This window comes from Streptomyces sp. a15, from assembly GCF_059026085.1.
The window spans coordinates 38,248-64,496 of the sequence record NZ_JBWLKM010000049.1 but is presented as its reverse complement, the minus strand read 5'-3'; the positions used below and the strand labels follow the sequence as shown (position 1 = coordinate 64,496).

At 70.2% G+C, this 26,249-nt stretch carries 18 protein-coding genes, 1 tRNA gene and 1 pseudogene; 11 read left to right on the top strand and 9 right to left on the bottom strand.

The window, feature by feature from the left end:
• Together AC5P09_RS34900 and AC5P09_RS34895 are read left to right on the top strand one after the other, a co-directional pair.
• Window positions 1-74, top strand: a tRNA-Pro gene (locus AC5P09_RS34900).
• A 233-nt stretch (window positions 75-307) separates the two neighbouring features.
• Window positions 308-670: pseudogene (locus AC5P09_RS34895) on the top strand (alpha-glucosidase); the annotation flags it as partial.
• A 790-nt stretch (window positions 671-1,460) separates the two neighbouring features.
• Here the strand turns inward: AC5P09_RS34895 and AC5P09_RS34890 are convergent.
• Both AC5P09_RS34890 and AC5P09_RS34885 read right to left on the bottom strand, forming a co-directional pair.
• Window positions 1,461-4,082 (bottom strand): alpha-L-arabinofuranosidase family protein, encoded by a 2,622-nt coding sequence (locus tag AC5P09_RS34890; RefSeq protein WP_493877717.1) that lies wholly within the window; start codon window positions 4,080-4,082, stop codon window positions 1,461-1,463.
• 644 nt (window positions 4,083-4,726) lie between these two features.
• A complete protein-coding gene (locus tag AC5P09_RS34885) occupies window positions 4,727-6,190 on the bottom strand; it encodes an arabinofuranosidase catalytic domain-containing protein (RefSeq protein ID WP_493877716.1) in 1,464 nt (487 codons plus the stop codon).
• Between the two features lie 596 nt (window positions 6,191-6,786).
• Here AC5P09_RS34885 and AC5P09_RS34880 point away from each other — a divergent pair.
• The 9 genes from AC5P09_RS34880 (at window position 6,787) to AC5P09_RS34840 (ending at window position 18,543) form a co-directional block, all read left to right on the top strand.
• Window positions 6,787-7,818 (top strand): LacI family DNA-binding transcriptional regulator, encoded by a 1,032-nt coding sequence (locus tag AC5P09_RS34880; RefSeq protein ID WP_493877715.1) that lies wholly within the window; start codon window positions 6,787-6,789, stop codon window positions 7,816-7,818.
• Window positions 7,819-8,503: 685 nt separating this feature from the next.
• The gene (locus tag AC5P09_RS34875) at window positions 8,504-9,616 is read left to right on the top strand and encodes a substrate-binding domain-containing protein (RefSeq protein WP_493877714.1); all 1,113 of its coding nucleotides are present in this window, start codon (window positions 8,504-8,506) and stop codon (window positions 9,614-9,616) included.
• Window positions 9,617-9,618: 2 nt separating this feature from the next.
• Window positions 9,619-11,244: a sugar ABC transporter ATP-binding protein gene (locus AC5P09_RS34870; RefSeq protein WP_493877713.1), complete on the top strand. Its 1,626-nt coding sequence runs from the start codon at window positions 9,619-9,621 to the stop codon at window positions 11,242-11,244.
• On the top strand, window positions 11,241-12,260 hold the full coding sequence (locus AC5P09_RS34865; protein WP_493877712.1) for an ABC transporter permease: 1,020 nt from the start codon (window positions 11,241-11,243) through the stop codon (window positions 12,258-12,260). Before AC5P09_RS34870 ends, AC5P09_RS34865 begins: the two co-directional genes overlap by 4 nt.
• Before the next feature lie 101 nt (window positions 12,261-12,361).
• Complete coding sequence (gene araB / locus AC5P09_RS34860) at window positions 12,362-14,044, top strand: ribulokinase (protein WP_493877711.1); 1,683 nt, start codon at window positions 12,362-12,364, stop codon at window positions 14,042-14,044.
• A gap of 59 nt (window positions 14,045-14,103) precedes the next feature.
• Window positions 14,104-15,621 (top strand): L-arabinose isomerase, encoded by a 1,518-nt coding sequence (araA, locus tag AC5P09_RS34855; RefSeq protein ID WP_493877710.1) that lies wholly within the window; start codon window positions 14,104-14,106, stop codon window positions 15,619-15,621.
• Between the two features lie 28 nt (window positions 15,622-15,649).
• Window positions 15,650-16,357, top strand: coding sequence for an L-ribulose-5-phosphate 4-epimerase AraD (araD, locus tag AC5P09_RS34850; RefSeq protein WP_493877709.1), 708 nt, complete (start codon window positions 15,650-15,652; stop codon window positions 16,355-16,357).
• Between the two features lie 1,003 nt (window positions 16,358-17,360).
• Complete coding sequence (locus tag AC5P09_RS34845; RefSeq protein WP_493877708.1) at window positions 17,361-17,603, top strand: CU044_2847 family protein; 243 nt, start codon at window positions 17,361-17,363, stop codon at window positions 17,601-17,603.
• 253 nt (window positions 17,604-17,856) lie between these two features.
• Window positions 17,857-18,543 carry a phosphatase PAP2 family protein gene (locus tag AC5P09_RS34840; protein ID WP_493877707.1) on the top strand — a complete coding sequence of 229 codons (687 nt, stop codon included), beginning with the start codon at window positions 17,857-17,859 and terminating at the stop codon, window positions 18,541-18,543.
• A gap of 7 nt (window positions 18,544-18,550) precedes the next feature.
• Here the strand turns inward: AC5P09_RS34840 and AC5P09_RS34835 are convergent, their stop codons facing one another.
• Genes AC5P09_RS34835 through AC5P09_RS34805 form a run of 7 tightly spaced genes read right to left on the bottom strand, consistent with a single transcriptional unit; the run spans window position 18,551 to window position 26,247 of the window.
• Window positions 18,551-19,894, bottom strand: a complete 1,344-nt coding sequence (locus AC5P09_RS34835) for a glutamate-1-semialdehyde 2,1-aminomutase (RefSeq protein ID WP_493877706.1) — start codon at window positions 19,892-19,894, stop codon at window positions 18,551-18,553.
• 7 nt (window positions 19,895-19,901) lie between these two features.
• Window positions 19,902-20,453, bottom strand: a complete 552-nt coding sequence (rfbC, locus tag AC5P09_RS34830) for a dTDP-4-dehydrorhamnose 3,5-epimerase (protein ID WP_493877705.1) — start codon at window positions 20,451-20,453, stop codon at window positions 19,902-19,904.
• Window positions 20,450-21,682 (bottom strand): polysaccharide pyruvyl transferase family protein, encoded by a 1,233-nt coding sequence (locus AC5P09_RS34825; RefSeq protein ID WP_493877704.1) that lies wholly within the window; start codon window positions 21,680-21,682, stop codon window positions 20,450-20,452. The genes rfbC and AC5P09_RS34825 overlap by 4 nt, the downstream gene beginning before the upstream one ends.
• Window positions 21,679-22,626, bottom strand: coding sequence for a glycosyltransferase family 2 protein (locus tag AC5P09_RS34820; RefSeq protein ID WP_493877703.1), 948 nt, complete (start codon window positions 22,624-22,626; stop codon window positions 21,679-21,681). The genes AC5P09_RS34825 and AC5P09_RS34820 overlap by 4 nt, the downstream gene beginning before the upstream one ends.
• The gene (locus tag AC5P09_RS34815) at window positions 22,623-23,930 is read right to left on the bottom strand and encodes a hypothetical protein (RefSeq protein WP_493877702.1); all 1,308 of its coding nucleotides are present in this window, start codon (window positions 23,928-23,930) and stop codon (window positions 22,623-22,625) included. The genes AC5P09_RS34820 and AC5P09_RS34815 overlap by 4 nt, the downstream gene beginning before the upstream one ends.
• A complete protein-coding gene (locus AC5P09_RS34810) occupies window positions 23,927-25,201 on the bottom strand; it encodes a DUF4910 domain-containing protein (protein WP_493877719.1) in 1,275 nt (424 codons plus the stop codon). Before AC5P09_RS34810 ends, AC5P09_RS34815 begins: the two co-directional genes overlap by 4 nt.
• Window positions 25,202-25,221: 20 nt before the next feature.
• Entirely contained in the window at window positions 25,222-26,247 is a 1,026-nt protein-coding gene (locus AC5P09_RS34805; protein ID WP_493877701.1) for an NAD-dependent epimerase/dehydratase family protein, read from the bottom strand.
• Window positions 26,248-26,249: the final 2 nt, after the last annotated feature.

The window sequence follows — 26,249 nt, the reverse complement described above, 5'->3', positions numbered from 1 at the left end:
CGGGACGTGGCGCAGCTTGGTAGCGCACTTGACTGGGGGTCAAGGGGTCGCAGGTTCAAATCCTGTCGTCCCGACTTTACGAAGTCGCAGGTCAGGGGCCGTTTCAGAGGAGATCTGAAGCGGCCTTTTGATCATTCTTGGGGACCAGCTGGGGACCAGGGCACTGACTGGGCTGAAGCGCATATCGACCCAGTCAAGGTGCGCCATCCGGTCCGTTGACGTGCGCACCTTCCGCCCTCTGCGGGCCGATGACCGTACGGCCGCGTCCATCCAACGCCCCGGTCGGTCGGTAGCGGCCTGTGCCCGTGCGGGCCAGGCGTCCCCGCTCGGCTTCACGCCCGCGGACGCCGGCGTGAAGTCCTGGCTGCCCCAGCTGGAGTGGTTCGCCAACCACACCACCGAGCGCGCGCTGTCCGACACGGGCCCCTTCTGGCACCTCTACCGCGAGGCGCTCCATCTGCGCCGCAGCCTGCCCCGGTTGGGGGAGGGGCCGCTGCGCTGGCTGGACTTCCCGCCCGAGGTCCTCGCGTTCGTCCGCGGGGACGGCCTGGTCTGCGCTGTCGACTTCGGCGACCTCCAAGTGCCCGCGCCGGTCACCGACGTTCCCCTGCTCGCCAGTCGCCCGTGCCCACCGGGCGTCCTGCCGGGCAACACCGTGGCCTGGTGGATCTGCGAGCAGTTCGCGGCCTGCAACGGCTGGTGTCCTGCGCCAGAAATCGTGATTCCTTCCTCAAGGACTGCACCTGCGCCACGCCGACCTGCTGCCACCCGTACACGATTCGCTATCGGGACTCTCTCGATGCGCGGGGAGAAACCGGCAGGCCGGCCCGATCTCGTTGGACCGGTGGATCACAGCCCTGACGGTTCCCTCGTCGGCTCGGACCAGCTGGGCGATCACCGGCCCCCCGTGTCCCGCCGACGGAGGCCAACAGCGTCATCACGCGCGGGTATCGCACTTAACTCGTACTGCCTCGGCGCACGATCTGCTGCAGCTTCTGCAGCTCCTGGTCGGTCAGTCTGTGTACCCACGCAGGCCCGGTTACCACACGTCCAGCGGTCGGATCGAATGTAACCGCCCATCCAACCGCTCCAGCCGCCGGCCCGGCGAGCCCATGCCGTCACAGCACTACGCACCGTTCTTCGGTGGGCTCGCGGCCGCCGTCGGGCGTACGGGGCCGGCCGCGCCGACCAGGCTCGAGGATGCGGTGACGGCGACGGGGCGCCGAGCAGAGCACACCGTCAACCGAAGGCAACGCTGCCGGCGTCTTCTCAGGATCGTCTACCGTTCGCGCACTGTACGGCTGGCTTACGTGAGTGGGTGCGCGCGGAAGGCCGGCGTCAGTAGCGCAGAGCCAGCGGGACACGCTCCGATAGCCGGCCGGCGAACGGACCCCGGGAGCAGGGGAGCTGAAGCGCTGCCGTGCTCCCGGGCGAAGGCTTCGTGTTGCCGGAGTGGCGTATCAGGTCAGGGTGAGTTCCAGGACGGTGACGGAGAGCGGCGGCAGGGTGCTGGTGAAGGAAGCCGCGGCGCCGGTGACGGTGCTGGTCTTGGGCACCACAGTGGTGGGTTCGGTCAGCGTGTTGGTGGTGGTAGGTGAGGGTCCGGTCAGGACGGTTGCGGTGGCGTTCCTCTTGACACCCTTGGCCAGCCCCTTCAGTTCGACCGGCACATCCACTTTCTCCGTCCCGCAGTTGACGACCGCGAGGTAAAGGCGGCTCCCGGAGCGGGTGGCGACGGTGGCGATGGCAGGCAGTGCACGGGCGGTGGCCGGCAGCACTGTGCTGCCCAGCCCGCTCGTCAGCATGTGCTGCGCCCAGTAGCTGGGTGAGGCGTAGCTGGTGAGGTTGTCATAGGCGATCAGGTTGGTCGCCCAGACGTTGTTCTTGACGTGGGAGAAGAGCGGCGCGTAGCACTCCATGAGGACCTGGTCGGAGTTGCGGATCAGCCCGGCCAGCCATGCGGCGTCGCCCAGAGCGGCGTTGAGGTCGGGTGTGGGACGGCCCTCCTGCGCGGCCCATTCCCCGACGAAGACCTTCGTCGAGTTGCGGTCTCGGCTGTCGTACTTGTGGGTGGATGCCTGAGCGGCGGACGGCGCGAGATAGTAGTGCTCGTCGATCAGGTCCGGCTCGCGACTCGTCACCGGCGTCGTGGCGATCAGCTTCAGTTGTGGATACTTCGCCTTGATCGCGTCGTGGAAGGCCGCATACCGCTCCTCGTACGATCCGGAGCGGTCGAAGAAGTCCTCGTTGCCGATCTCCACGAACTCGAGTGGGAACGGCTCCGGGTGTCCGTCGGCGGCCCGCTTCGAGCCCCAGGTACTGGTCAGGGGGCCGGTGACGTATTCGATCTCGTCGAGTGCGTCTTGGACGTAAGGCTTGAGTGCGTCGCCGGTCACGTGTTCGCCCTTCAGCGAGTAGCCGGCGAAGACGGCGAGGACCGGCTGGGCGTCCATGTCCTCGACCCATTCCAGGTATTCCAGCAGTCCGAGCCCGTCCGTGGACCAGTAGCCCCACGCGTCGTCCATGTGGCCGGGGCGCTCCCAGAGCGGACCGATGGTCTTCTTCCAGTCGAACCGAGTGGCAATCGTGTTGCCCTCGACGAAGTTTCCGCCGGGGAAGCGCAGGAACTTCGGCTTCAGAGCGACCAGTTTCTCCATCAGGTCGATGCGCAGTCCGTTGGGACGGTTGTTGTAGGTGGGTGGGAAGAGGGAGACGTGCTGGAGCCAGAGGGTCTCGCCCGCGGCGGCGGGGTCGGCGGTGGTAACGGTCAGTTTCGCGTCACCGACCACGGGGGTGCCTGGACCAGTGCGCAGGGTGAGCTCGAAAGGGCGGTCGGGGAACGTGGTGCCGACGTAAGGCACATGTGCGGACGCGTACACCGTCGCGCCGTCCGCCGACTCGATGGCAACCGTGAGGGGCCCGATCCGGCGCGATGCCTTGGCGAAGAGCCGGGCCGTGTACGTGGTTCGGGGCCGCACCGGTATTCCCCAGAAGCCGTCATTGGCCACCCCGGCCCGGTTCCCGGCCCCGGTGCTGCTCGGCAGCACGACCTTGAGGGAACGCTTGAGCACGTCGTTGAGTGGAGTGGCGGTGTCGAGCGCGAGAGTCGTCCCACCGACGGCGGACCAGTGGACCGGCGCGGTGTCGCTGGCCATCATCGAGCGGTTCTGCACCAGTTCGGCGTAGATCCCTCCCTCACCCGAGTGGTTGATGTCCTCGAACATCAGTCCGGGAAGGATGGGGGACACGGCGTGCGCGGGGTTGGCGACGTCCACGCTCAGCAGCGGTGTCGTGGTCTCCACCGGCACCCCGGCCAGCGCCGCGACCTGGTCGGAGGTGAGGACGGACGGGAACATCCACACGTCGTCGATCAGCCCGTGCCACTGGTCGACGTGACCGCCGCCGTACAGAGCGCGGCCGATGGCGGTGTCGCCGCTGCCGGCCCAGCCTGCTGTGTAGGCGGTTTCCCCTTCCAGCACGCCGTTGACGTAGAGGCGGGTGACGCCGGCTGCGGGGTCGCTGACGCCGACCAGATGGGTCCAGACGCCGATGGAGGGGGCAGAGCCGGCGGCCGCCACGGCGGCACTTCCGGTGGCGTCCCCGTTCAGCCGGGCGAAGGCGAAGGTGCCGGTGTCGTCGCGCAGCCCCAGGTAGAAGGAGCTGACGACCTTGCCGTCGATGCTGACGGCGGTCTGGTAGCCGCCCGTCTGAGCGAGGTTGACCCATGCGGCCACCGAGAATGCCTTGGATGTGTCGAGGGCCGGCCCGAACGCCGCGGCGTTGCCGTCTGCCGTGAGGCTCAGGCAGTGGGCGCCGACCTTGCCGGTGTCCCAGGTGGCCGCGCCCTGGAGGACCGCGGTGCGACCGCTGCCCGAAGAGTCGGCGGCGGAGGTACCGGAGCCCTCGTCGAAGGTCCAGTGCACGGCTGCGGCGGGGAGGTCCGCGGCAGGGGCGTCCGCGGCCGCGCCGGAGCGCTCGGCGGCCCGGGCGGGAGCGGAGGCGGCGAATGTCCCGGCAAGGGACGCGGCGCCAAGGGCGGCTGTGAGGACTGTTCTGCGGGGCAGCCCGGCTTCTGAAGACATGTGCGACGTTCCTTGGTGAGAGACGAGTCGGTCAGGGCAACTGCGGGTGGGGCGTGGCGGGGGAGGACCATGGCGGAAGGGGGGTGACTGCCGTTCCGCGGTGTGTGTCGCCCGCATCCGGACGGTGGTGATCGCAAGCCTTGGCACCGATGGCCAGGATGATGTCTGTGCGGGGCGAGAGCGCACTGCGGCGTCTGCGCGTGCCTGGAGTCCGAGAGTGGGTCAGTGCGTTGCGCCGGGCCGACATGGGCAGTTCGGCGGCTTCGATTTCACCTCGTCCCCGGGTGTTGGCGAAGGTTGAAGATGGCGAACCGGCATCCCGGGAATAACGTCCATCCGTGATCCCCGGTGAAACCGGAGCCGCCACCTCGGACGTTGACGCCGACGCTGCCGCGGGAGAAACAGCACTGGTGGCCTGTGCGGGCGCGGATGTCGGTGTTGGCGCGCGGCCGAATCCGGAGCCCCGGGGGGTCGGCACTCGCCGCCTCGGTGCTCGTCGCGGTGCCCTTCCAGTCGCTGTTCCTGGTCGAGCCCACGACGGTCACCACCCGTGTGGAGTGGCCTCCATCGTCGGCGAACGGCGGGCGGCACCGCCCTCGGTGCCGCAGTGCTCGCCGCCGCCGACGGTGACTCGGTAGGTTCGGTCAGGGGGCGATGTCCCACTGCTGGCACTTGTTGTCGAGCTGTTGCCACTGGCGGACCGCGGTGCCGTTGGCCGTTCCGCAGTCCGCGACGTCCAGCGTCATTCCGGTGTTGACGTTGGTGATGGAGTAGTGGCTGCCGACCTTCGTGACGTCCCACTGCTGGCAGGTGTTGCCGAGCGATGCCCACAGTTGGACGGCGGTGCCGTTGCTCTCCCCGCAGCTCTTGTCGTCCAGGACCGTGCCGCTGTTGACGTTGGTGATGGTGTAGTGGCCGTTGCCCGCGGCGGCGAACTTCCACTGCTGGCAGGCGTTGCCGAGCGAGGACCAGATGTCGATCGAAGTCCCGTTGGCAGTACCGCAGTTCACCGCGTCCAGGACCTTGCCGGAGTTGGTGTTGGTCAGGCGGTAGGCGGTGCCGGCGACAGGGAAGGTGGCCGCCGGGGTTGCGTAGCCGACGGAGGTGATGTTGGCCTGCACGGCGTTGTCGGCGGCGTCGGTCGGGTAGCCGGAGGTCATGACGCCTTCGAAGAAGGAGCCGTCGGACCCGTTGCTGTTGTCACCGCCGGTGCCGAGGACGATGGCGCCCTCCAAGTGCATCGGGGTGTATCCGCCGAGGTTGGGCAGGGCCCCGTTGTACCAGGTGGTCAGTGAGCCCGACTGGGCGTTGCCGCCCTTGATCGCGTAGGTGGTCGTGCCGTTGTTCTTCTCCACGGCGGTGACGTACTCGCTTGAGTTGCCCTTGTTGTTCGAGTTCGAACCGTTTCCTCCGAAGAAGAGCCCGTTCTCCAGGTCCGCCTCGACCCAGGGGCCCGATCCGGCGCCGGAACACGAGAACCAGCACTCCGTGCCGAAGTTGATCGCGTCCATGTGGCCGTTGCCGGTGTCGTTGCCGGACGTCTCGGCGTTGCCGTAGTCGAAGCAGCACCGGTGGTTCACGTGGTGGCCGCTGGTCACCATGTAGGCGCCCTCCGGGTTGCTGCCGGTGGCGATGCCCGTGGTGCTGTTGTCGCGGTAGCCGACGCCGGCCGACACGAAGACGCCGTAGGCCGCGTGGCCGCCGACCGTGACCGGCAGGGCATCGGCGATGGCGCCGACGTCCTGTCCGCCGTTGCCGCCCGGCCCCTCGATGGTCAGGTCGTTGTGGTTCGAGCTCTGGTCATAGATCTTGGTGATGACGCAGGTCGTGCCGGAGCAGAAGGAGTCCTGCGCCGCCGCGTTCGCGTAGCCGCCGGCGCTCAACAGCCCGATGTCGGTGGTGACGCCGTCCGAGGCGCGCTTGACCTGGTAGAGAGCGCCGTTGTAGGAGGCGTAGAGCGCCCGTGTGGTGCTGTGCGCCGCGGCGCACGGCGTCCCCGCGGAGGCGTAGATGTCGCACGGCAGGGACGAAGCCGCCTGGGCCGTGCCTGCGGTACCCACCACCCCGGCCAGGATGCCGGCGAGCAGTGCGAGGACCGCGCCGACCACCCTCAGCCGGAGTCCTCTCAGATGTCTGGCTATCACTGTGAACCTCTTCCGTCTTGCGTTCTTGTCCGGCGCGATGCCGCGTGCGCAGGGAGCAGGGGGACGTCGAACCGCTCAGCGGGGGGAATTGTGAGCGCTAACAATGGAGGCGCCCCGGATGTCGGCACTCATCCGAGCTGTAGGGAGACGGGGTCACGGTCGGCCTGACGGTCGCTCTGTTGGAGCTGGCCCGACCGCAGTGTTGTGCCTGCGCGGTTCTCACGTGCTCGGTGACTGATCGACCGGTCTCGCGACACCATCTTTTTACGCCGCGGTGAACTGCAGGCAACACAGTTGAACAGTCAAGAGTGTGGAAACAAAGGTCATGCGCTCCTATGGCTCCGGTGCTCGGTCGGCACCCCCACCGCCCCCCCATGGGTGGCAGATGAGCAGCTCAGGGCGGTTCTGGCGTCCTGATAACGCGGTTAAGAATTCCGCAAGACAGTAGTCGGAGCGATTGACCCATCCAAAATGTGTGCGCTAACAATTTCCCCGCGGCGCTCTAAGTGCCGACCGGGAGCACACAGCTCGAAACATGATGGCGCGTGAGGAGGTGAAGCATGGAAGGGGATCGTGCACCCGTGATGGCGGACGTGGCCCGGATCGCGGGCGTCTCGCACCAGACCGTCTCACGGGTCCTCAACGACCATCCGAACGTGCGGTCCGCCACCCGGGACCGTGTGCTCGCGGCGGTCCGTGAACTCGGCTACCGCCCCAACGCCGCCGCCCGCACCCTGGCGACCCGGCGCACCCGCACCCTGGGTGTGATCAGCTTCAACACCACGTTGTACGGCCCGGCCTGCATGCTCTACGGCATCGAACAGGCGGCCAGACAGCACGAGTACTTCGTCACCGTGGCTGCGATCGGCACGCTGGATCGGCGTTCGCTGCTGGACGCCGTCGACCGGCTTCGGGACCAGGGTGTCGAGGGGATCATCGTCATCGCCCCGCAGACCTCCGCGGTCGGCGCGCTGGCGAACGTGCCGTCGGACGTGCCCCTGGTCGCGGTCGGCTGCGGCACCCACACCACACTGGCCTCGGTCGCCGTGGACAACGAGGCGGGTGCCGAGTTCGCCACCTCCTACCTGCTCGACCTCGGCCATCACACGGTGCACCACCTGGTCGGGCCGCGCTCCTGGCTCGACGCCCAGGAGCGCGAGGCCGGATGGCGCAACGCCCTGGGAAAGCGGGGCGCCGCGGTGGCCGAGCCGTTGGTCGGCGGTGACTGGACGGCCCGCACCGGATACGAACACGGTCAACGGATCGCCGCAGACCCCGATGTCACCGCGGTGTTCTGCGCCAACGACCACATGGCGCTCGGCCTGCTGCGAGCCCTGCAACAGGCCGGGCACCGGGTGCCCGAGGACATCAGCGTCGTCGGTTTCGACGACACGCCGGAGGCCGAGTACTTCGGCCCGTCACTGACCAGCGTCCGCCAGGACTTCGACGAACTCGGCCGACGTGCCCTGCGGGCGCTGATCGAGATCGTCGGTGATCCCGACGCCGGGATCCCGGCGGCCGGCGAGACACCCCACATCGTCATCCCGCCCAGTTTGGTGGTGCGAACCTCGGCGACCCGCCCCAGACACTGACCGACGCGCCCCAGACACTGACCGACGCGCACCGGCCGAACCGCCGTCGGAGTCTCACCCGTCGCCCTTCGCACCACCGGCCTGCCCACAGGAAAGGAACCCGAAATGGGCCGCTCCCCATTACCGTGACCGCCAACGCTCCGGCTGCGGGACCACACCACGTCGTCCAGCTCCCCATCGTCAGGGGCCGCCGTCACAAGTGACGTGCCGTACGCCGAACGACCGCGCCGTCCAGGCCGTTTCGGCCGTGGAACCGGCGAAGCGGTGGCCGGCCGCACGCGATCCGCGCCCGCCGCGACAGCTCCACACCGGCCACCGTCCCGCCCGATGGTCCCACCGGTTCTGACCAGCCATCAGGCGACACGGGCATCGCTGACCTGTCGCTCCTGCCACGGTCACCACGGTCGGCCCCCCCGGCGGCATTCCTCCGCCATCTACCGGTCCAGTCCACCCACGCGATCCGCTGGAACCAGGCCGACCACTCGCCCGCCAACGACTCCCGAGTGGCCCCCAACCGCCCTGCCCGCCCCCGAGTACGGGTGTGCCATCGGCCGGGCCCGGCGGACGGGACCGCGATCCAGTCGTCCCGAGGTGCCCACATCCGTCCCCGGCCGTGGGCTCTCCCCCCCCGACACGCCTAGAAGGGCGCTGATCACCAATGATTCGCACCAGACGAGCTCGCACTGTGGCCGCCGCGACCGCCGTGCTCATCTCGCTCACCGCTGCCGGCTGCTCCAAGAACGCGGGCGGCTCCGACTCCTCCAACTCGGCCGGCTCGAGCGCGGCCCCTGTCGCGCTGGCCGGTTCGGTCACCTTCAACCAGACGAACCTCGCCAAGCTCGACGCGGCGCTGAAGTCGGCGCTGGCCGGCAAGGACCTGTCCAAGGCCGACATCGCGATGGTCGTGAACGTGGCCGCCGACTACTGGAAGGCCGGTCAGGTCGGGTTCCTCAAGGGCTGCTCCGACCTCGGCATCGCGAAGAGCAAGTGCACGTACTTCGCCCCGGCCAATGGCAAGTTGACCGAGCAGAACTCGGAGCTGGAGACCCTGCGCTCGCAGGGCGTCACCGGCTACTCGATCTCGGCGATCGACCCGACGTCAGCTGCGGGGACCATCCACTCCGACGTTCAGAAAGGCATCAGCGTCCTGGCGATCGACTCGCCGCTGCCCGGCACCGACGCCGCCTCGCTCTACCTCGGCACCCCGAACTACACCGCCGGATTCCAGGCGGGCACCGCGATGAAGCAGGTGCTCGGAGGCAAGGGCAAGGTGGCGATCCTGGTCGGCTCGCTCACCGCGTCCAACGCCACCCAGCGCATCGCGGGCTTCGAGGCCGCCCTCAAGGGCACCAAGATCACGGTCGCCCAGAAGGTCAACGACAACCTCCAGGCCAGCACCGCGACCTCCGACGCCGAGACCATCCTGGCCAACAACCCCGACGTCAACGGCCTGTACGGCGTCTTCTCCTACGACGGCCCCGCGCTGGCGCAGGCGGTGACCTCGGCCGGCAAGACGGCTTCGGTGCACATCGTGTCGGACGACTCCGACGCCCAGACCCTGAAGTTCATCAAGTCCGGCGTCATCTCCGGCACCGTCGTGCAGATGCCGTACCAGCAGGGCTACACCGGGGCGTACATCCTGGCCGCGGAGAAGGTGCTGGGCAAGGCCAGGACGATGGCGATCGTCAAGCCGTACCTGGAGAAGGACGGCTCGACCCTGAGTTCCGGCGTGGGCCTGGTCACCAAGTCCGACCTGAGCGCGTACCAGTCCCTCGAGTCGAAGCTCGGGATCGGCTGAGCATGACGGCCACGAAGAACGCCCCGGGCCGCGCGATCACCGCGCGGCTGCGGGGAGTGCACAAGTCCTACGGACCGGTGCGCGTCCTCGACCTGCCGGAACTCGACCTCTACGCCGGCCAGGTGGTCGGCGTGGTCGGCGAGAACGGCGCGGGAAAGTCCACGCTGATGGGCACGCTGGCCGGATCGGTTCACCGGGACGGCGGCGAGATCCTGATCGGCGGCGAGCCGCTCGTCGCCGGGTCCACCGAGGCCGCGGGACAGCTCGGTATCGCCATGGTCTCCCAGGAGTTCCCTCTGGTCGGGCAGCTCTCGGTGGCGGAGAACCTGCTGCTGGGCCGCCGCCCGCGGAAGTCGAAGCGGCGGTTCCTGGTGGACGGTGCCGCACAGCGGGCGGAGGCGAAGGCGATGCTCACGGAGATCGGCCTGTCCGCCGAGACGATCCCGGTGAGCCGGGAGGTGCGCACCCTTCCGGTGCCGACGCGGCAGATGATCGAGATCGCCAAGGCCTGGGGCCGCGAGCCCAAGCTGCTGATCCTGGACGAGCCGACCTCCTCGCTGGGCCCGGTCGAGGCCGAGATGGTGCTGGGCCTGGCCCGGCAACTGGCCGAACGCGGCGGCACGGTGCTGTTCATCGGGCACCGTCTCGACGAGGTGCGGGACATCAGCGACCGCGTCCTGGTGTTGCGCAACGGCAGGCTGGTCGCCGACCTCGAACCGGCTCAGGCCACCGAGGAACGGCTGATCCGCGAGATGGTCGGCGGCGAGGTCACGCAGGGCGAGCCGAAGGCGCCGCCGACGACGAGCCCGGTCCTGCTGCAGGTCGAGGGCCTGACCGCGGACGGTCTCGGTCCCGTGGACCTGGAGGTGCGCGAGGGCGAGATCCTGGGCGTGGCCGGACTGATGGGCTCGGGCCGCAGTCGCCTCGTCCACACGATCGCCGGCGCGCAGCCCTCGACGGGCGGCCGGATGCGGGTGGGCGGCGAGTCCTACCAGCCGCGGGGCGCGGGTGACGGTGTGGCGGCCGGGATCGCGCTGATCCCCGAGGACCGCAAGGAGCAGTCGCTGGTGCTGTTCGCGTCCATCCGGTCGAACGTCGTCGTCTCGGTGCTCAGGCGGATCAGCACCCGGGGCCTGCTCGGCCCGGGCCGGGAACGCGCCGAGGCCCGGAAGATCACCGAGAACGTCAACGTGCGGATGCAGTCGGTGGAGCAGCCGATCGGCTCGCTGTCCGGCGGCAACCAGCAGCGCGCCATCTTCGGCCGCGCCTTCGCCGCCGAACCGCGCCTGCTCCTGCTCGACGAGCCGACGCGCGGCGTGGACGTGGGCGCGAAGGCGGAGATCTACAAGCTGATCGACCGTGCGGCCGAGCAGGGCATGGCGCTGCTGGTGGCCTCCTCCGAACTGGAGGAGCTGCTGTGGATCTGCCATCGCATCGCCGTAATGAACCACGGGCGGGTGATCACGGTCCTCGACCGGGCCGATGCCACCAAGGAACGGATCATGACGGCCGCGGCCGGAACGTCCCCCCTCAACCAGCCGACGCCCGACCAGCCGACGCCCGACCAGCCGACGCCCGACCAGCCAACGCCCGACCAGGAACAGCTGACGAACGGAGCCACAGCATGAGCGCGCAGAGCACGCTCGCACCCGACGAGGTCGCGCCGCGTTCCCGCCCGGCCGTATCGAGCCTCGCCCGCAGACTCGCGGCCTCCCCGGAGGCCGGCGTGATCATCGCCTGCGTGCTGGTGTTCGCCGGGATCGCGGCCAACGCGGACACGTACACCGCGGTGGGCAACCTGCAGGTGATGGGCCGCGACCTGTCGCAGGTCGGCATCCTGGCGATCGGTGAGTCGCTGGTCATCCTGACCGGTGGCATCGACCTCTCGGTGGGCGCGCTGGCCGGTCTGGCCGGCATCCTGGCCGCCTGGATGAACGTGAACGAGGGCCTGCCCGCGCCCCTCGCCATGCTGCTCACGCTCGTGATCTGCGGCGGGGTCGGCCTCTGGCACGGCGTCATGGTCACCCGCCTGAACGTGCCGCCCTTCGTGATCACCCTGGTCACCTACACCGTCGCCCAGGGCCTGGCACTCGCGATCACCAGCGGCTCGCCCATCAACAACCTGGACCCGATGTTCAGCAACCTGAGTCAGTACTACATCGGCCAAGTGCCGGTTCCCGCACTGTTCTTCGTGGGAGCGGCCGCCATCACCTGGTTCGTGCTGGAGCGCACCTACGTGGGCCGCCAGATCTACGCGGTCGGCGGCAACAAGGAGGCCGCCAGGCTGGCCGGCATCCCGACTGCCCGCCGGATCACCTCCACCTACGTCGCCAGCGCCGCGCTGGCCGGTGTGGTCGGCATCATGGTGATCGGCCGGATGAACGTGGCCGACCCCTCGGTCGGCGCCGGCTGGGAACTGACCGCGATCGCCGCAGCGGTGGTCGGCGGCATGTCACTCTCCGGCGGCGAGGGGCGTATCGCCGGCATCGCGGCCGGCGCGATCCTGCTGGAGTTCATCACCAACGGCCTGCTCGCGCTCAAGGTCAGCCCGTACGACCAGCAGGTGGTGCAGGGAGCGGTTCTCGGCGTCGCCATCCTGCTCGACCGGGTGCGCGCCCGCTACTTCGGCAGGAGCCGCAGCTAGCGCGTCCGTCGACTCCGCCGATCCGGTCATAGATGCCGCCTCGGCGCCTTCAGAAGGTCGAACAGTGATCGATATATCGAATACGTGCATGGAGGAGGCTGATGGTGAACGCCGCAGACGAGACAGCCGGGAACCCGGAACCCTGCGTCGTAGGAGTTGACTTCGGGACGCTGTCCGGCCGGGCCGTGGTGGTCCGCGTACGGGACGGCGCGGAGTTGGGGACCGCCGAGCACGGGTATCGGCACGCGGTCCTGGACCGGGAACTGCCGGACGGTACCCGGCTGCCCCCGGACTGGGCCCTCCAGGTGCCGTCGGACTACGTCGACGTACTGCGCCACGCGGTGCCGGCGGCGCTCGCAACCGCCGGTGTGCGGCCGGAGCAGGTCATCGGCATCGGCACGGACTTCACCGCGTGCACAGTACTGCCCGTGCTCGCGGACGGCACGCCGCTGTGCGAGCTTCCCGGCCTCTCCGGCCGCCCGCACGCCTACGTCAAGCTGTGGCGCCACCACGCGGCCCAGGCGCAGGCCGACCGGATCACGGCGGTGGCCGCGGAGCGGAAGGAGGCGTGGCTGGAGCGGTACGGCGGGAAGATCTCCTCGGAGTGGGAGTTCGCCAAGGCCCTGCAGGTGCTGGAGGAGGACCCTGAGATCTACCACCGCATGGAGCGGTGGGTGGAGGCGGCGGACTGGATCGTCTGGCGGCTGTGCGGCACGTACGTGCGCAATGCCTGCACTGCCGGTTACAAGGGCCAGTTCCAGGACGGCGTCTACCCCTCCCCTGCCTACCTGGAATCACTCAACCCCGGCTTCGCCGACTTCGTGACGGAGAAACTGGAGCATTCGATCGGCGCGTTGGGCGCGCAGGCCGGGCGCCTGACGGCCGAGGCGGCGGCGTGGACAGGTCTGCCGGCGGGCATCGCGGTGTGCGTGGGCAACGTCGACGCCCATGTGACGGCGCCCGCGGCGGCGGCCGTGGAGCCGGGGCAGATGGTCGCCATCATGGGCACCTCGACCTGCCATGTCATGAGCTCCGACCAGCAGGCCGAGGTGCCGGGCATGTGCGGGGTCGTGGACGGCGGCATCCTGCCGGGGCTGTGGGGCTACGAGGCCGGTCAGAGCGGCGTCGGCGACATCTTCGGCTGGTTCGTCCGCACCGGGTTCCCCGCGTCGTACGCCCAGGAAGCGGCCGCGCTGGGCCGCGACGCGCACGAGCACCTGACGGCCCTCGCGGCCGAGCAGAAAGTGGGGGAGCACGGGCTGATCGCCCTGGACTGGCACAGCGGCAACCGTTCCGTCCTGGTCGACCACGACCTCAGCGGCGTGTTGGTCGGACTGACGCTGTCCACCCGCCCGGAAGACGTCTACCGAGCACTGCTGGAAGCCACCGCCTTCGGCACCCGCACCATCATCGAGGCCTTCGAGACAGCCGGCGTGCCGGTGACCGAACTCGTCATCGCGGGCGGCCTGACCAAGAACACCCTGCTCATGCAGATCTACGCCGATGTCACCCGCCGTCCGCTCAGCGTCATCGGCTCCGCCCAGGGACCCGCTCTCGGGGCCGCCATGCACGCCGCGGTCGCCGCCGGCGCGTACGGCGACATCGGGGCCGCGGCCGCCGCGATGGGCAAGGTCCACCGCGGCGTCTACCGGCCCGACCCCGAACGGGCCGGGGACTACGACCGCCTGTACGCCGAGTACCGGCTGCTGCACGACTACTTCGGCCGCGGCGCCAACGACGTCATGCACCGGCTGCGCCGCCTCCGCGCCGAAGCGTCCGCCTGAGCGCCACGCACCACCGCCCCCCAGACCCCCCCGCCAGACATGAAAGACAGGCCCCCGTCATGACCACACCAGCCTCGACCAACGACCACCAGGAGATCTGGTTCCTCACCGGAAGCCAGGCTCTGTACGGCGACGAGACCCTGCAGCAGGTCGCCCACCAGTCCCGCCAGATCGCCGAGCGCCTCGACGAGGCGACCGAGGTCCCCCTGCGCATCGTGTGGAAGCCCGTCCTCACCGACGCCGACTCGATCCGCCGCCTGTGCCTGGAGGCCACCACCTCCGACCGGTGCGCGGGCGTCATCCTGTGGATGCACACCTTCTCCCCGGCGAAGATGTGGATCGCCGGACTCAGCGCCCTGGACCGGCCCGTGCTGCACCTGCACACCCAGTACAACCTGTCGCTGCCCTGGCCGAGCATCGACATGAACTTCATGAACCTGAACCAGGCCGCCCACGGCGACCGCGAGTTCGCACACATCGAGCAACGGCTCGGTATCACCCGTAAGGTCGTCGCCGGTCACGCCACCGATCCCCGCGTCGTGGGGCGCGTCGCCGCCTGGGCCCGGGCCGCCGTCGGCCGGCAAGCGGCGCGCACCCTGCGCCTGGCGCGCTTCGGCGACAACATGCGGGACGTCGCCGTCACCGAAGGCGACAAGGTCGAGGCACAGATGCGGTTCGGCTTCTCCGTGAACACCTACGGCGTGAACGACCTGGTCGCCGTCGTCGACACCGTCGAGGACAAGGCCGCCGCCGAACTCGCCGCCGAGTACGTCGAGTCCTACGACGTGGTGCCGGCCCTGCGCCCCGGTGGCATCCGCCACGACTCCCTGCTGTACGCCGCCCGCCTGGAGCTGGGCCTGCGCGCTTTCCTCACCGAGGGCGGATTCACCGCCTTCACGACCAACTTCGAGGACCTCGGCGGCCTGCGGCAGCTGCCCGGCCTGGCCGTGCAACGCCTGATGGCCGACGGGTACGGCTTCGGCGGCGAAGGCGACTGGAAGACCTCCGCCCTGCTGCGCACCATGAAGGCCATGGGCCTCGGCCGACCCGGCGGGACCAGCTTCATGGAGGACTACACCTACCACCTCGGCCCGGGCACCCCGCGCATCCTCGGCGCGCACATGCTGGAGGTCTGCCCGTCCATCGCCGCCGCACGCCCCCGCTGCGAGATCCACTCCCTCTCCATCGGCGGCCGCGAGGACCCGGTCCGTCTGGTCTTCGACGCCGCCCCCGGCCCGGCGGTGGTCGTCGGCCTGTCCGACCTGGGTGACCGCTTCCGCCTCACCGCCAACACCGTCGACGTCGTCGCCCCCAGCGAACCCCTGCGCCGCCTGCCCGTGGCCCACGCCGTGTGGAAGCCCCGCCCCTCCCTGGCCGAGTCCGCCGAGAGCTGGCTGCTCGCCGGCGCCCCGCACCACACCGTCCTCAGCTCCGCCGTGGACGGCGAGACACTCACCGACTTCGCGGAGATGACCGGCGTCGAACTGCTCACCATCGACGAGAACACCACGACCGGACAATTCGCCAGGGAAATCCGGTGGAACGCCGCCTATCACCGTCTCGCCCAAGCCCTGTGACCGCCGGTCAGGTACAAGGAGAACACCGATGACCACGAGTGTCCGCGACGGTCTGCCGCAAGAGGTACTGGACGCCAACCTCGCCATCCCCCAGGTCGGCCTCGCCACCCTGACGTGGGGCAATGTGAGCGGAGTCGACCGGGACGCGGGGGTCTTCGTCATCAAGCCCTCCGGAGTCGCCTACGAGGACCTCACCCTCGACCACCTGGTGACGGTCCGCCTGTCCGACGGCGAGGTCGTCGCGGGCGACCTGCGCCCTTCCACCGACACCGAGACCCACCGCTGCCTCTACCTCGCCTTCCCCTCCATCGGCGGCGTGACCCACACCCACTCCACCCACGCGGTGGCCTTCGCCCAGGCGCGCCGCGAGATACCGGTGCTGGGCACCACCCACGCCGACACCTTCAACGGCCCCGTCCCCTGCACCCCCGACCTCACCGCCGAGCAGTGCGCCAAGGACTACGAGTACAACACCGGCCGCGTCATCGTGGACCTGCTGAAAGAGGACGACCAGAAGGCGGCCGAGGTCCCCGGCGCCCTCGTCGCGGGCCACGGCCCCTTCACCTGGGGCGCCACCGCCCGCAAGTCCCTCGAACACGCCATCATCTGCGAAGCCGTCGCCGACATCGCCCTCCACACGTTCGCACTGACCCCCACCGCCCCGCCGCCACAGCACCTGCTGAATCGCCATTACACCCGCAAACACGGCCCCGACGCTTACTACGGGAACCCATGAAGCCACGCCATACGCAGACTCACCGGCTCCCAGCTACTACCGGGCGGCTCGCCGGTTGCCCGACACCAAATGGCGACTCGACGGCAAGTGCGGCGAACTCAGGCGCAAGGCCGGGAGGGCTCACGCCGTGACGGGTCCTGGCGAACCGGCCTCTTGACTGGGCTGCGGCCCTCGGACGCGCGCGTCACGGACATGCCCGTGGGGACCTGTTGGGGACCAGGCGGTGTCCGTGCACCTGAGCAGCACGCACGGCACCGCACGCTGTGCACTCCGGTTTCCAGCCGTATGTATAGATAGAAGGGATGATGCCTACTCCTGGGGTCAAGGGGTCACATAGGCAGGCCCGCTGGATGCGTTCGGGTGACATGTGATGGCAGCCGATGACCTCCGGCGACCGGCCTCGGGCCGCGCGGGTTTCTGATGCCGGGCCAGCCTGGTTGCCGTGCTTGCGGTCGGCGCTCGCCAGGGCCTTGTCGTTCGCGGTGACGGCGTCTCGGGCGGCGTAGGGCAGCAGGTGGCCGTAGGTTGACAGTCGTGAACAGCGTCGAATGTCGCAGCGTCCTGGAGACCGCGGCCAGCCGGACCTGTGAGCCGGCGGCGAATGCCCACGAGCCGCGCCGGGAAGGGTCCTTGAGCTCCGGGGAGCTGGCGCCGAGCTGTTGTCCGGGTGCCGTCCGATGCGGCATCTTCTCGTGTAGCAGGGTGAATGCGGCGTTGCCGAGCCTTCTGCGAGCGTCGGCGCTGTTGGGCATCAGGACAACGTTGGGATCAGGGACATGCCATCATGGTGCTCATGGGGGACATGGATCTCACCTTTGACGATGGCTCGGTGGTGCGCTTGCACCTCACGTCGCCAAAGACACTGCCGCATCGACTCGGCCGACGCTTGCCAGCAGACCGGCGCGAAGGCACCACTTGAGCTGCTGCCGGACTTCGGAGGGCGCAGCCCCTCAGTGTTCCGGCACGTGCGGCACAAGCACTCACACGAGGGGGAGAAGCGCTCGTGGAAGCACTTCGCCCGTTGGGTGGTGTGCTGGACGCGATCCACCAGTCGTTCGCGGATCCTGTCCAGCGCCCGGACGAGGTGACCGTGGAGTTCGGGGTGACGCTCGGCAGCGATCTGCGTCCGGGGATCTTCTCGGGCAAGGGGGAGGCGAGTTTCACTGCCTCGGCGAGCTTGGCGCCAGCAGAAGCCGAAGGCCACGTCGACCAGCGTCAGTGGCGTTGGATCGCTTGGTCGGAGTAGGCCTGGAAGTCGGCCCAGCCCAGTTCGCGCTTGACGTGTTGGCAATCTTGCTCGGTCCAGCCGTGCGCAGCCCGTACATCTGACGATCCCGGCCATGTCGGCGGGCGGCAGCGGGCAGTTCTCGGGGGCGCGGCATCGCGGTAGCGGCGGGTGACATGGCGTCGGCCCCGACGGGAGGGGGAGGTGCATCAATGCGGAACACCATCTACCGATCACGGCAAACCACCGCAGGCCGACCGGACGCGGTGGGCGTGTGACCGGCCGGCCGGCGCCCGCGGTGCTGCCGCCATTGCTGCGCGCGTGGCTCGGGCTGATCGCGGCCCTCGCCGCGCTGGTGGTCGTCGTGCTCGGGGTCCTGTACGCCGGCCACAGCGAGCCCGGCAGGGTGGACAGGTGGATCGTCCAGCCGACGGCGGACAGTGTGCGGCCGCCGTGGCGGAACGTCGCTCTGGCCACGGATTTTCTGGGGGAGCCCGCCGGAGCGGCGATGCTGGTCGTGGCCGCCGTGACGGGCTGCCTGCTGCTTCGGCGTCCTCGCGCGGTGCTGCTCATCGTTGCCGGTGCCGGCATGACCGTGGGGACGACGACGCTGCTCAAGTCCCTGGTGGGACGCACCATCCACGGCGACGGCAACCTGTCCTATCCGAGCGGGCACACCGCCTTCGTCACCGCGCTCGCCCTCATGGTGGCGCTGCTCGCGACCGGGCGGCTCGGCCTCGGCAGGACGGCCGGCACGTTGCTCGTGCTCGTCGCGGCGCTGGTTGCCGGCGCCGCCATGGCCTGGGCGCAAGTCGCCCTGGGCGCGCACTACCCGACCGACGTCCTCGGCGGCTGGTGCACCGCGCTGGCGGTGGTACCGGCGACCGCGTGGCTGGTCGACCGGATGGCTGACCGGCTGGTCGATCGGATGGCCGACGCCGGTCGGCGGGAGCGTCGCTGACGTCACGTCATGCCAAGCGGCGGAATACGGGCTTCACAGGTCGCCCGGCCAGCCAGGGGTGGGGGTCGGCGGCGTCCAGTGCCTTCCGGTACACCGCACATGCCTGAGCCACCACGTCGACGGTGCGGTCGATGTCGGCGTCGCTGAGCGCGCTGCTCACCACGAACGACGGGGCCAGCACCCCGCCGACGAGGAGTCGGCGCAGGAACAGGGTGCGATACTGCTGCGACGGCTGCCGGTTCTCGTCGAGGGTGGCGAAGACCAGGTTGCTGGCCCGGCCCCGGACGACGATGTGGTCGCCGACGCCCATGGCGGCCGCCGCGTCGCGGACACCGGCGGCCAGCCGCTCGCCGAGGGCGTGCAGCCGCGCGGTGACGCCCTCCTCGACGTAGGTGGTCTGCACGGCCATCGCTGCTGCCAGGGAATGCGTTTCCGCACCGTGCGTGGTGGACAGCAGGAACACCCGGTCGCCGGAGTGACGCAGCCCGCCCCGCTCCATCAGATCGCGGCGCCCGGCCAGGGCGGAGACGGCGAACCCGTTGCCGAGCGCCTTGCCGAACGTGGAGAGGTCGGGCACGACGCCGTACAGGCCCTGGGCGCCCGCCTCGGACCAGCGGAAACCGGTGATCATCTCATCGAAGATCAGTACGCAGCCGTGCCGGTCGGCCAGTTCGCGCAGGCCGGCGAGGTACCCGGGCGGCGGCTCGGTATGGGTGGCGGGTTCGAGGATCAGGCAGGCGACCTCGTCCTGGTACCGGGTCAGCAGCTCCTCCGTGGCGGCCAGGTCCCCGTAAGGGAACGTCACCGTGAGCTCGTTGGTCGCCGCCGGAATGCCGGCGGACATCGGCGTGGTGCCGATGAACCAGTCGTCGACGGAGAAGAACGGATGGTCGCCGCAGATGGCCACCCGCGGGCGCCCGGTGGCGGCGCGGGCGAGGCGCACCGCGGCGGTGGTGGCGTCGGAGCCGTTCTTCGCGAACTTCACCATCTCGGCGGTAGGCACCGTGGCCAGGAAGCGTTCCGCGGCCTCGACCTCCACGATGGACGGCCGGACGAAGTTGCTGCCGCGGTCGAGTTCCCGCCGCACCGCCTCGATCACACGTGGGTGGGCGTGGCCGAGGCTGACCGACCGCAGGCCGGAGCCGTACTCGATGTAGCGGTTGCCGTCGATGTCCCACACATGGGCACCGCGGCCGTGGCTGATCACCGGGGCCAGGTTCTCGGGGTACTGGTCGTCGCCCTTGGCGTAGGTGTGCGCGCCACCGGGGATCATCGCGTGCAACCGCTCGTTCGCCAGCCGCGACCGGGGCAGGAGGAACTCCTCGGTCTCTTCGGTGTGTTCGGTGTCCACGCCGACCTCACTTCTCTCTGTGCTTCAGGACCTCGGCGAGGTTCGGCGCCTCCCGGTCCCGCTGGGACATCGATGTGACCGGCAGCGGCCAGGGAATGGCGAGCTCCGGGTCGTCGAAGGCGATCGTCACGTCCTCGGCCGGATCGTGCGGGCGGTCGATCCGGTACGAGGTGTCAGCGGTATCGGTCAGAGCCTGGAAGCCGTGCGCGCACCCCGCCGGGATGTACAGGGTCACCTGCGTCTCGTCAGACAGCTCGAAGAAGGCCCGGCCCAGGTACGTCGGCGAGTCCGTCCGCAGGTCCACGACGACGTCGAAGATCCTCCCGTACGAGCACCGCACCAGTTTGGCCTCGCCGGCGCCGGAGCGCAGGTGCAGGCCGCGCAGCACGCCCCGGACCGAGCGGGACAGGCTGTCCTGGACGAAGGCGTCCGGGTCGAGGCCCACCGAGCGGACCACGTCGGCGTCGAAGGTGCGGCAGAAGAAGCCGCGCTCGTCGGCGTACGGCGTCGGCTCGAACAGGTACGCGCCGACGATCTCCGGGACTTCGGTCGCTTTCATGGAGCCTTCCGCAGGGTGTGGGTGGGGTCGGTCGCCGGGAACAGGGCCTCGGTCAAGGCGGTGAACTGGTGCTCCAGTTGCCGGGCCGCGGCCAGGTTCCGCCCGGTGAGGGTCTGTCGCAGCTCCGCCGAGCGCTTCTCCAGCTCCCGGAACTGTTCGAGCAGCCGGTCGGCGTCGACCTCGCGCGCCGGGTGGCAGAACGCGCCGAGGCCCATCCTGTCCATGAGCGCGTCGCTCTTCGCCGCATAGCTGAGTGCGAGCACCGGCGTGCCGGTCTTCAGCGCGCAGATCAGGTTGTGGTATCGGATCGCCACCACGGTGTCGGCAGCCGCCATCTCGTTCATCAGGTCGGCCAGTGAGGACGTCTCGGCAGCGGTGACCAGCGATGAGTCCACCGCGTCGAGGATCGCGGCGACCACCGACGCATCGCACTCGTCGCCGGTGAGCAGCCGGACCGCCCTGCCCTCCTCGACCAGCGCGCGGACGAACCGGATCGTCCCGTCGAGGTAGCGCCGGTATATCTCCTCGGCCCGGGCGCGGTCGTCGTTGCCACCGTGGAAGTCCATGACACCGACGCAGACCCGGCCCGGTGAGCCCGAGGGCGCGCTCGCCCGCGGCATCGGCAGGGCGAAAGCGAGGTCCGGGTAGACCTCGTCGCGCGCGGTGTCCACGCCCATCGCCCGCATCGCGTCGCGGGACAGGGTGTCCCGGTACGACCGGTACGTGGCCAGCCGCGCCGACCAGCGCACCAAGGCTCGGGTCGGCCGGTTGCCGATCGCGGCGGCGCCGACGCTGACCAGCGCGACCCGGGTGCCGAACAGCCGGCCGCTCGCGCAGAGCAGGAACAGTGAGTACGGGAAGCCCCACGGCCGCAGCGGCAGCGTGGCCTCCAGGACGCCCATGCCCGGCACGATCACCACGTCGTGCCGGCGCACCCAGGCGGCGGTGCGGACGGCGTCGACGAGTTTGCCCAGACCCTTGCCCGCGATCGCGCCCGCACGTGACGCGGTCCGGTACTCCCCGCGGTACCAGTGCAGCCGCGTCGCGGGGATCCCGTACCGGGACGCGACGACCTCAGGTCCGCCGCACAGCGCGTCCACGACCGCCTCCGGGTGATCGGCGCGGAGGTACCCGAGCACGGCCTCGAGCGACCCGTCGTTGCCGAGGTTGCCGGAGCCGAGCAGGCCGAACACCCCGACGCGCACCGGGGTTTCGTCGGCGGACGTCATGCCTGCCTTCCCTCACGGCCGGCGACGAGGGCGTCGACGGAGACAGTGAGCCGGGCCGGGTCGACCGGGGCGCGGTCCTCGACCCGCTCGCCGGCGCCCGGCCGGACCCGGCTGGTCATCCATGCGGCCAGGTGTCGGTAGCACGCGCGCCGGTCGGTGGGGGACAACGGCGCCCGCCGGATCGCCGTAAAGAAGCCCCAGACGTACTCGGCGAGCAGCCGGGGCGTCGGGTGCAGCGGGCCTGCCCGGCGCGGGTCCAGGTTGACGCACCGGGAGCGCTTGCCCGGGTTCGCCCGCTCGGCGCGGGTGGGGTGGTCGCGGCGGAAGTACAGCAGCTCCGGCACCTGGTGGAAGGGCCCGTGCAGGGCGATCTCGGCGACGAACGTGCGGTCCGCGTGGTGGTAACTGTCGTGCGGCTTCACCCGGCGCAGCACGTCGGCCCGCATCACCCCGTAGAAGTCGTCGCCACCGGGCTCGAACAGCAGACTGCAAAAACGCTCCGGCGGGTGCGGCGAGTCGGTGGCGAGCCCGTACTCGTACGGGACCTTCACCTGGCCGTCGCCGTCGATGACCGCCTGGCCGCTGTGCGCGAGGATCACCTCCGGCCGCTCGTCCAGCGCCTCCACGCAGCGCCGCAGCAGGTCCCGGGCGTACAGGTCGTCGTGCGAGGCCCATTTGAACAACTCGCCGCGGCACTCTGTGAACACGTAGTTGTGGTTCGGTGCGGCGCCGATGTTGCCGGGCAGCCGGAGGTACCGGATGCGTGAGTCCTGCGCGGCGTACTTGCGGCAGATGTCCTCGGTCCCGTCGGTCGAGGCGTTGTCGGAGATGACCAGCTCGAAGTCCTCGTAGGTCTGGCCGAGCAGGGCGTCGAGCGCCTCGGCAAGGTACTCCTCGCCGTTGTACACGGGCAGGCCGATGCTCAGCCTGGGTTGCGCGGTCATGAGGTCCTCACTTCGGGGATGGGATTCTGGTGGCGCTCGCGCAGGGCGGACCGCAGTTGCAGCCACCACACGGCCGAGCCGCAGACGGTCGCGGCGGCGACGCCCCAGGCCGAGCCGACCGTGCCGGCCACGACCGCTCCGCCGAGCCCACCGCTGACATAGCAGGCGGAGGCGAACAGCTGGCAGCGCAGGCTGCGCCGGGCCGCGCCGAGCGCGCGCAGCCCGGCCGCCGCGCCGGTGCCGAGGCCGGCGCCCGCGACGCCGAGGGTGACCGGCACGATGAGCTGTGCGGCGGAGTGCCAGACGTCGCCGAGCACCAACTCGCCGAGCCGGTCCGGCATCAGCAGCAGCGCCCCGCCCCAGAGCAGCGCCGCGGCGGCCTGCCCGCCACCCAGCAGGAGACAGAACGAGCCAAGGCGGTGCGCGGCCCGCCGCAGCACCCGTGCCGCCTCCGGGACGGTGACCAGCGACAGACCCATCAGCACGGCGAGGAACGGGCCGAGCAGGAGCTCGGCGCCCCGCACCGCACCCACCGCGCCGACCCCGACGATCGCGCCGAGCCCGTACGCCCGCAGCTGGCTCGCGCCGCTGAGGCTGACGTTCTCGACCAGGTACCGGTAGCCGAGATCGCGCTGCTCGCGAAGCCACCCGCGCGCCCCGGTCACCCAGGGCAGGATGCCGGACTGGATGTAGCCGTACGCCGCCGCCACCGTGGCGGACGCGCCCCAGGCGAGCACGAAAGCGGCCACGCTGCCCACGCGGGCCGCCACGACCATGGCCGGGATGAGCGCGACGCCCCACACGAGGTCGTTGACGAACGCCTTCCGCCCGGTGCCGGCGGCGAAGAACGAGAACCGCCAGGCGTCCTGCAGCAGCAGCCCCGGCAGCATGACGCCAAGGGCGGCGAACGCGGGCCCCACACGACCACCCAGGGCCAGCCCGATCACCAGACACGCCGCGCCGAGGGCGACGCCGACGCCGAGCGCGGTACCGGACGACCGGGCCACGGCCCCGCGCCAGGACGCGTCCGACACACCGCTGAAGCGCACCACGAGCGGATCGGTCGCCAGCCCGCGGGAGACGTTGAGCACGACGCCGTAGGTCACCCAGGCCAGGCTGAACACGCCGAACGCGGCAAGCCCGAGCGAGCGTGCCACGTAGATCCCCACCGCGAAGTTGGTCATGCTGGAGGCCGCCTGGTCGGCCAGCCCCCAGGACAGCCGGCCGACGAGGGCCCGCCGGGCGGATCCGGCCGGTCGCGCCGTTGTCTGCGGATTCTCCCCCCTGGTGGTCATCGGCGTCATGCCTTGAGCAGCCCGGCGCCGTGCAGGGCGCCGGCCGCGGCGGCGACGGTGCCGAACGGCAGCCCGGACCGCTCGGCGACATCCAGCAGACTGTGCTCGCCGTCGGAGAGGTTGAGCACCCAGAGCATGGCCATCTGAGCCTGCTTGGTGTCGCTGCGGCCGCCGAGCGCGTCGTACAGCCCGCGCCGGCCCAGCTGTGGTTCGCCGTAGGGGCTGAGGTTGAGGTACCGCCGGTTGCGGTCAAGCACGGCGAACGCCTCGCGGCAGACGGCGAGCGTGTCCGCCATCGCCTCTGGGGAGACGAAGTCCAGGTTGTCCGCCGAGGTGTGGTACTCGGGGTAGCCGGCGTACGGGGTCCGGCTGAGCGAGCCCACGCCGAGGTTGAACCCGGGCGAGCAGAACTGCCGCTCGTCGTAGCCGTACGGAGTGAACTCGTTGACGTGGTGCGGGCGTTCGGAGGCGGCCAGCACATGCCGCATCACCCGGTCGATCTCCGCGTCGCCGCGCCTGCTCTGCTTGTACGTCAGCCGGCCCGGGTCGCCGGCGCAGGCCAGCACCAGGCCGTGCTTCACCCGTTCCACCCGCTCCGCGTTGCGGGCCAGCCAGGTGATCGCCCCGATGGTGCCGGGCGCGAACAGGAACCGGTAGGTGTAGTACGGCGTCTGCTGCGCCAGCGCCCGGGCCAGGTACGTCGCCACCGCGATGCCGGCCAGGTTGTCGTTGGCCAGCGACGGGTGGCAGACGTGGCAGGAGACGATCACCTCGTCCTGGACCTGCCCGGGGATCACGTGCTCGGCGTAGGTGAGGTGGCCGTCCGCGAGCGTGGAGTCGATGCGCACCTCGTACTCGCCGTCCGGCATCGCGTCCAAGGTGTCCTGGGCCAGGCAGAACCCCCAGTCCGGCTTGTAGTAGCTGGTGCGGTACGGCACCCAGCTCGGGTGGTCCGGCAGGGTGTGCAGGTGTCCGCGCAGCTCGGCCAGCGGCATCGTCGCCGACACCGGCACGCTGTAGCCGAGCACGTGCAGGCTGGACGCGGCGAAGTCGACGACCCGGTTGCCTGCGGTGTCGGCGATGTACGCGTCCCGGATGTTCCACTCCTGCGGCACCGTCCAGTCGAGCACCTGAGTCCCGGTCGGCACCTCGTGCACCTGCAGCGGGACGTACTCGCCGACGATGTCCAGGGTGGCGCGCACACCGTCGCCGGTGATGCTCCGGCACAGCGGGTACAGCCGCTCCACCAGCGCGTACATCTCTTCGCCGGGCGTGATCATCGGCTGGCCGCCGGCCGCTGTCATCGGCGCCACCGCAGGGTGTCGTCGACGGTGCCGGCGTCGGACGCCGCGCGCAGCACGGCAAGGCGGGTGAAGCGTTGCTCGAAGTCCTCCCGCGTCAGCCCGTGTTTCCGGTAGGCATCGGCGAGTTCGAGCGCACCCTGCTTCACCGTCCAATCGCAGTCGAAGCCGGGTATCGCTGCGCGGAACCGGGAGAAGTCCACCCGGTACGACCGCGGATCGGCACCGGTCTCCCCGGTGATCACCACCTTCGAGCCGGACACCGCCTCGGCGACCTGCTCGGCGATCTCGGCGACCGTGACGTTGTTGATCTCGCTGCCGATGTTGAACGCCCGGTCGTGCACCGCTTCGCGCGGCGCGACCAGCGCGGCCGCGAAGGCCCGTGCGATGTCGGCGGCGTGCACCAGCGGGCGCCAGGGGGTGCCGTCGGAGAGCACCAGCACCTCGCCGGACAGGAGCGCGTGGCCCACCAGGTTGTTCAGCACGATGTCGGCGCGCAGCCGGGGCGAGTAGCCGAAGGCGGTGGCGTTGCGCATGAACACCGGGGTGAAGTCGCCATCGGCCAGCGCGTGCAGGTCGTCCTCCACCCGCACCTTGGACTCCGCGTACGGCGTCACCGGGCGCAGCGGGGCGTCCTCGCCCACCAGGTCGTCACCGCCGGCGGCGCCGTAGACCGAGCAGGTCGACGCGTACAGGAAGCGCCGCACTCCGGCGTCGCGGGCCAGCCGGGCCAGCCGTACGGACGCGTGGTGGTTGATGTCGTAGGTGAGGTCCGGCGCCAGCGATCCCAGCGGGTCGTTGGACAGCGCGGCCAGGTGGATCACGGCGTCCACCCCGGCCGCGTGTTCGGCCCTGACGTCGCGCAGGTCCACCCGATGCCCCTGCGGGTCCGCGGGCGGCGGGCCCAGCACGCAGTCGGCGAAGAGGCCGGCGTCGAGGCCGACGACCTCGTGCCCGGCGGCCGCGAGGACCGGGGCCATCACGGTGCCCAGGTAGCCCTGGTGTCCGGTCAGCAGTACGCGCAAGG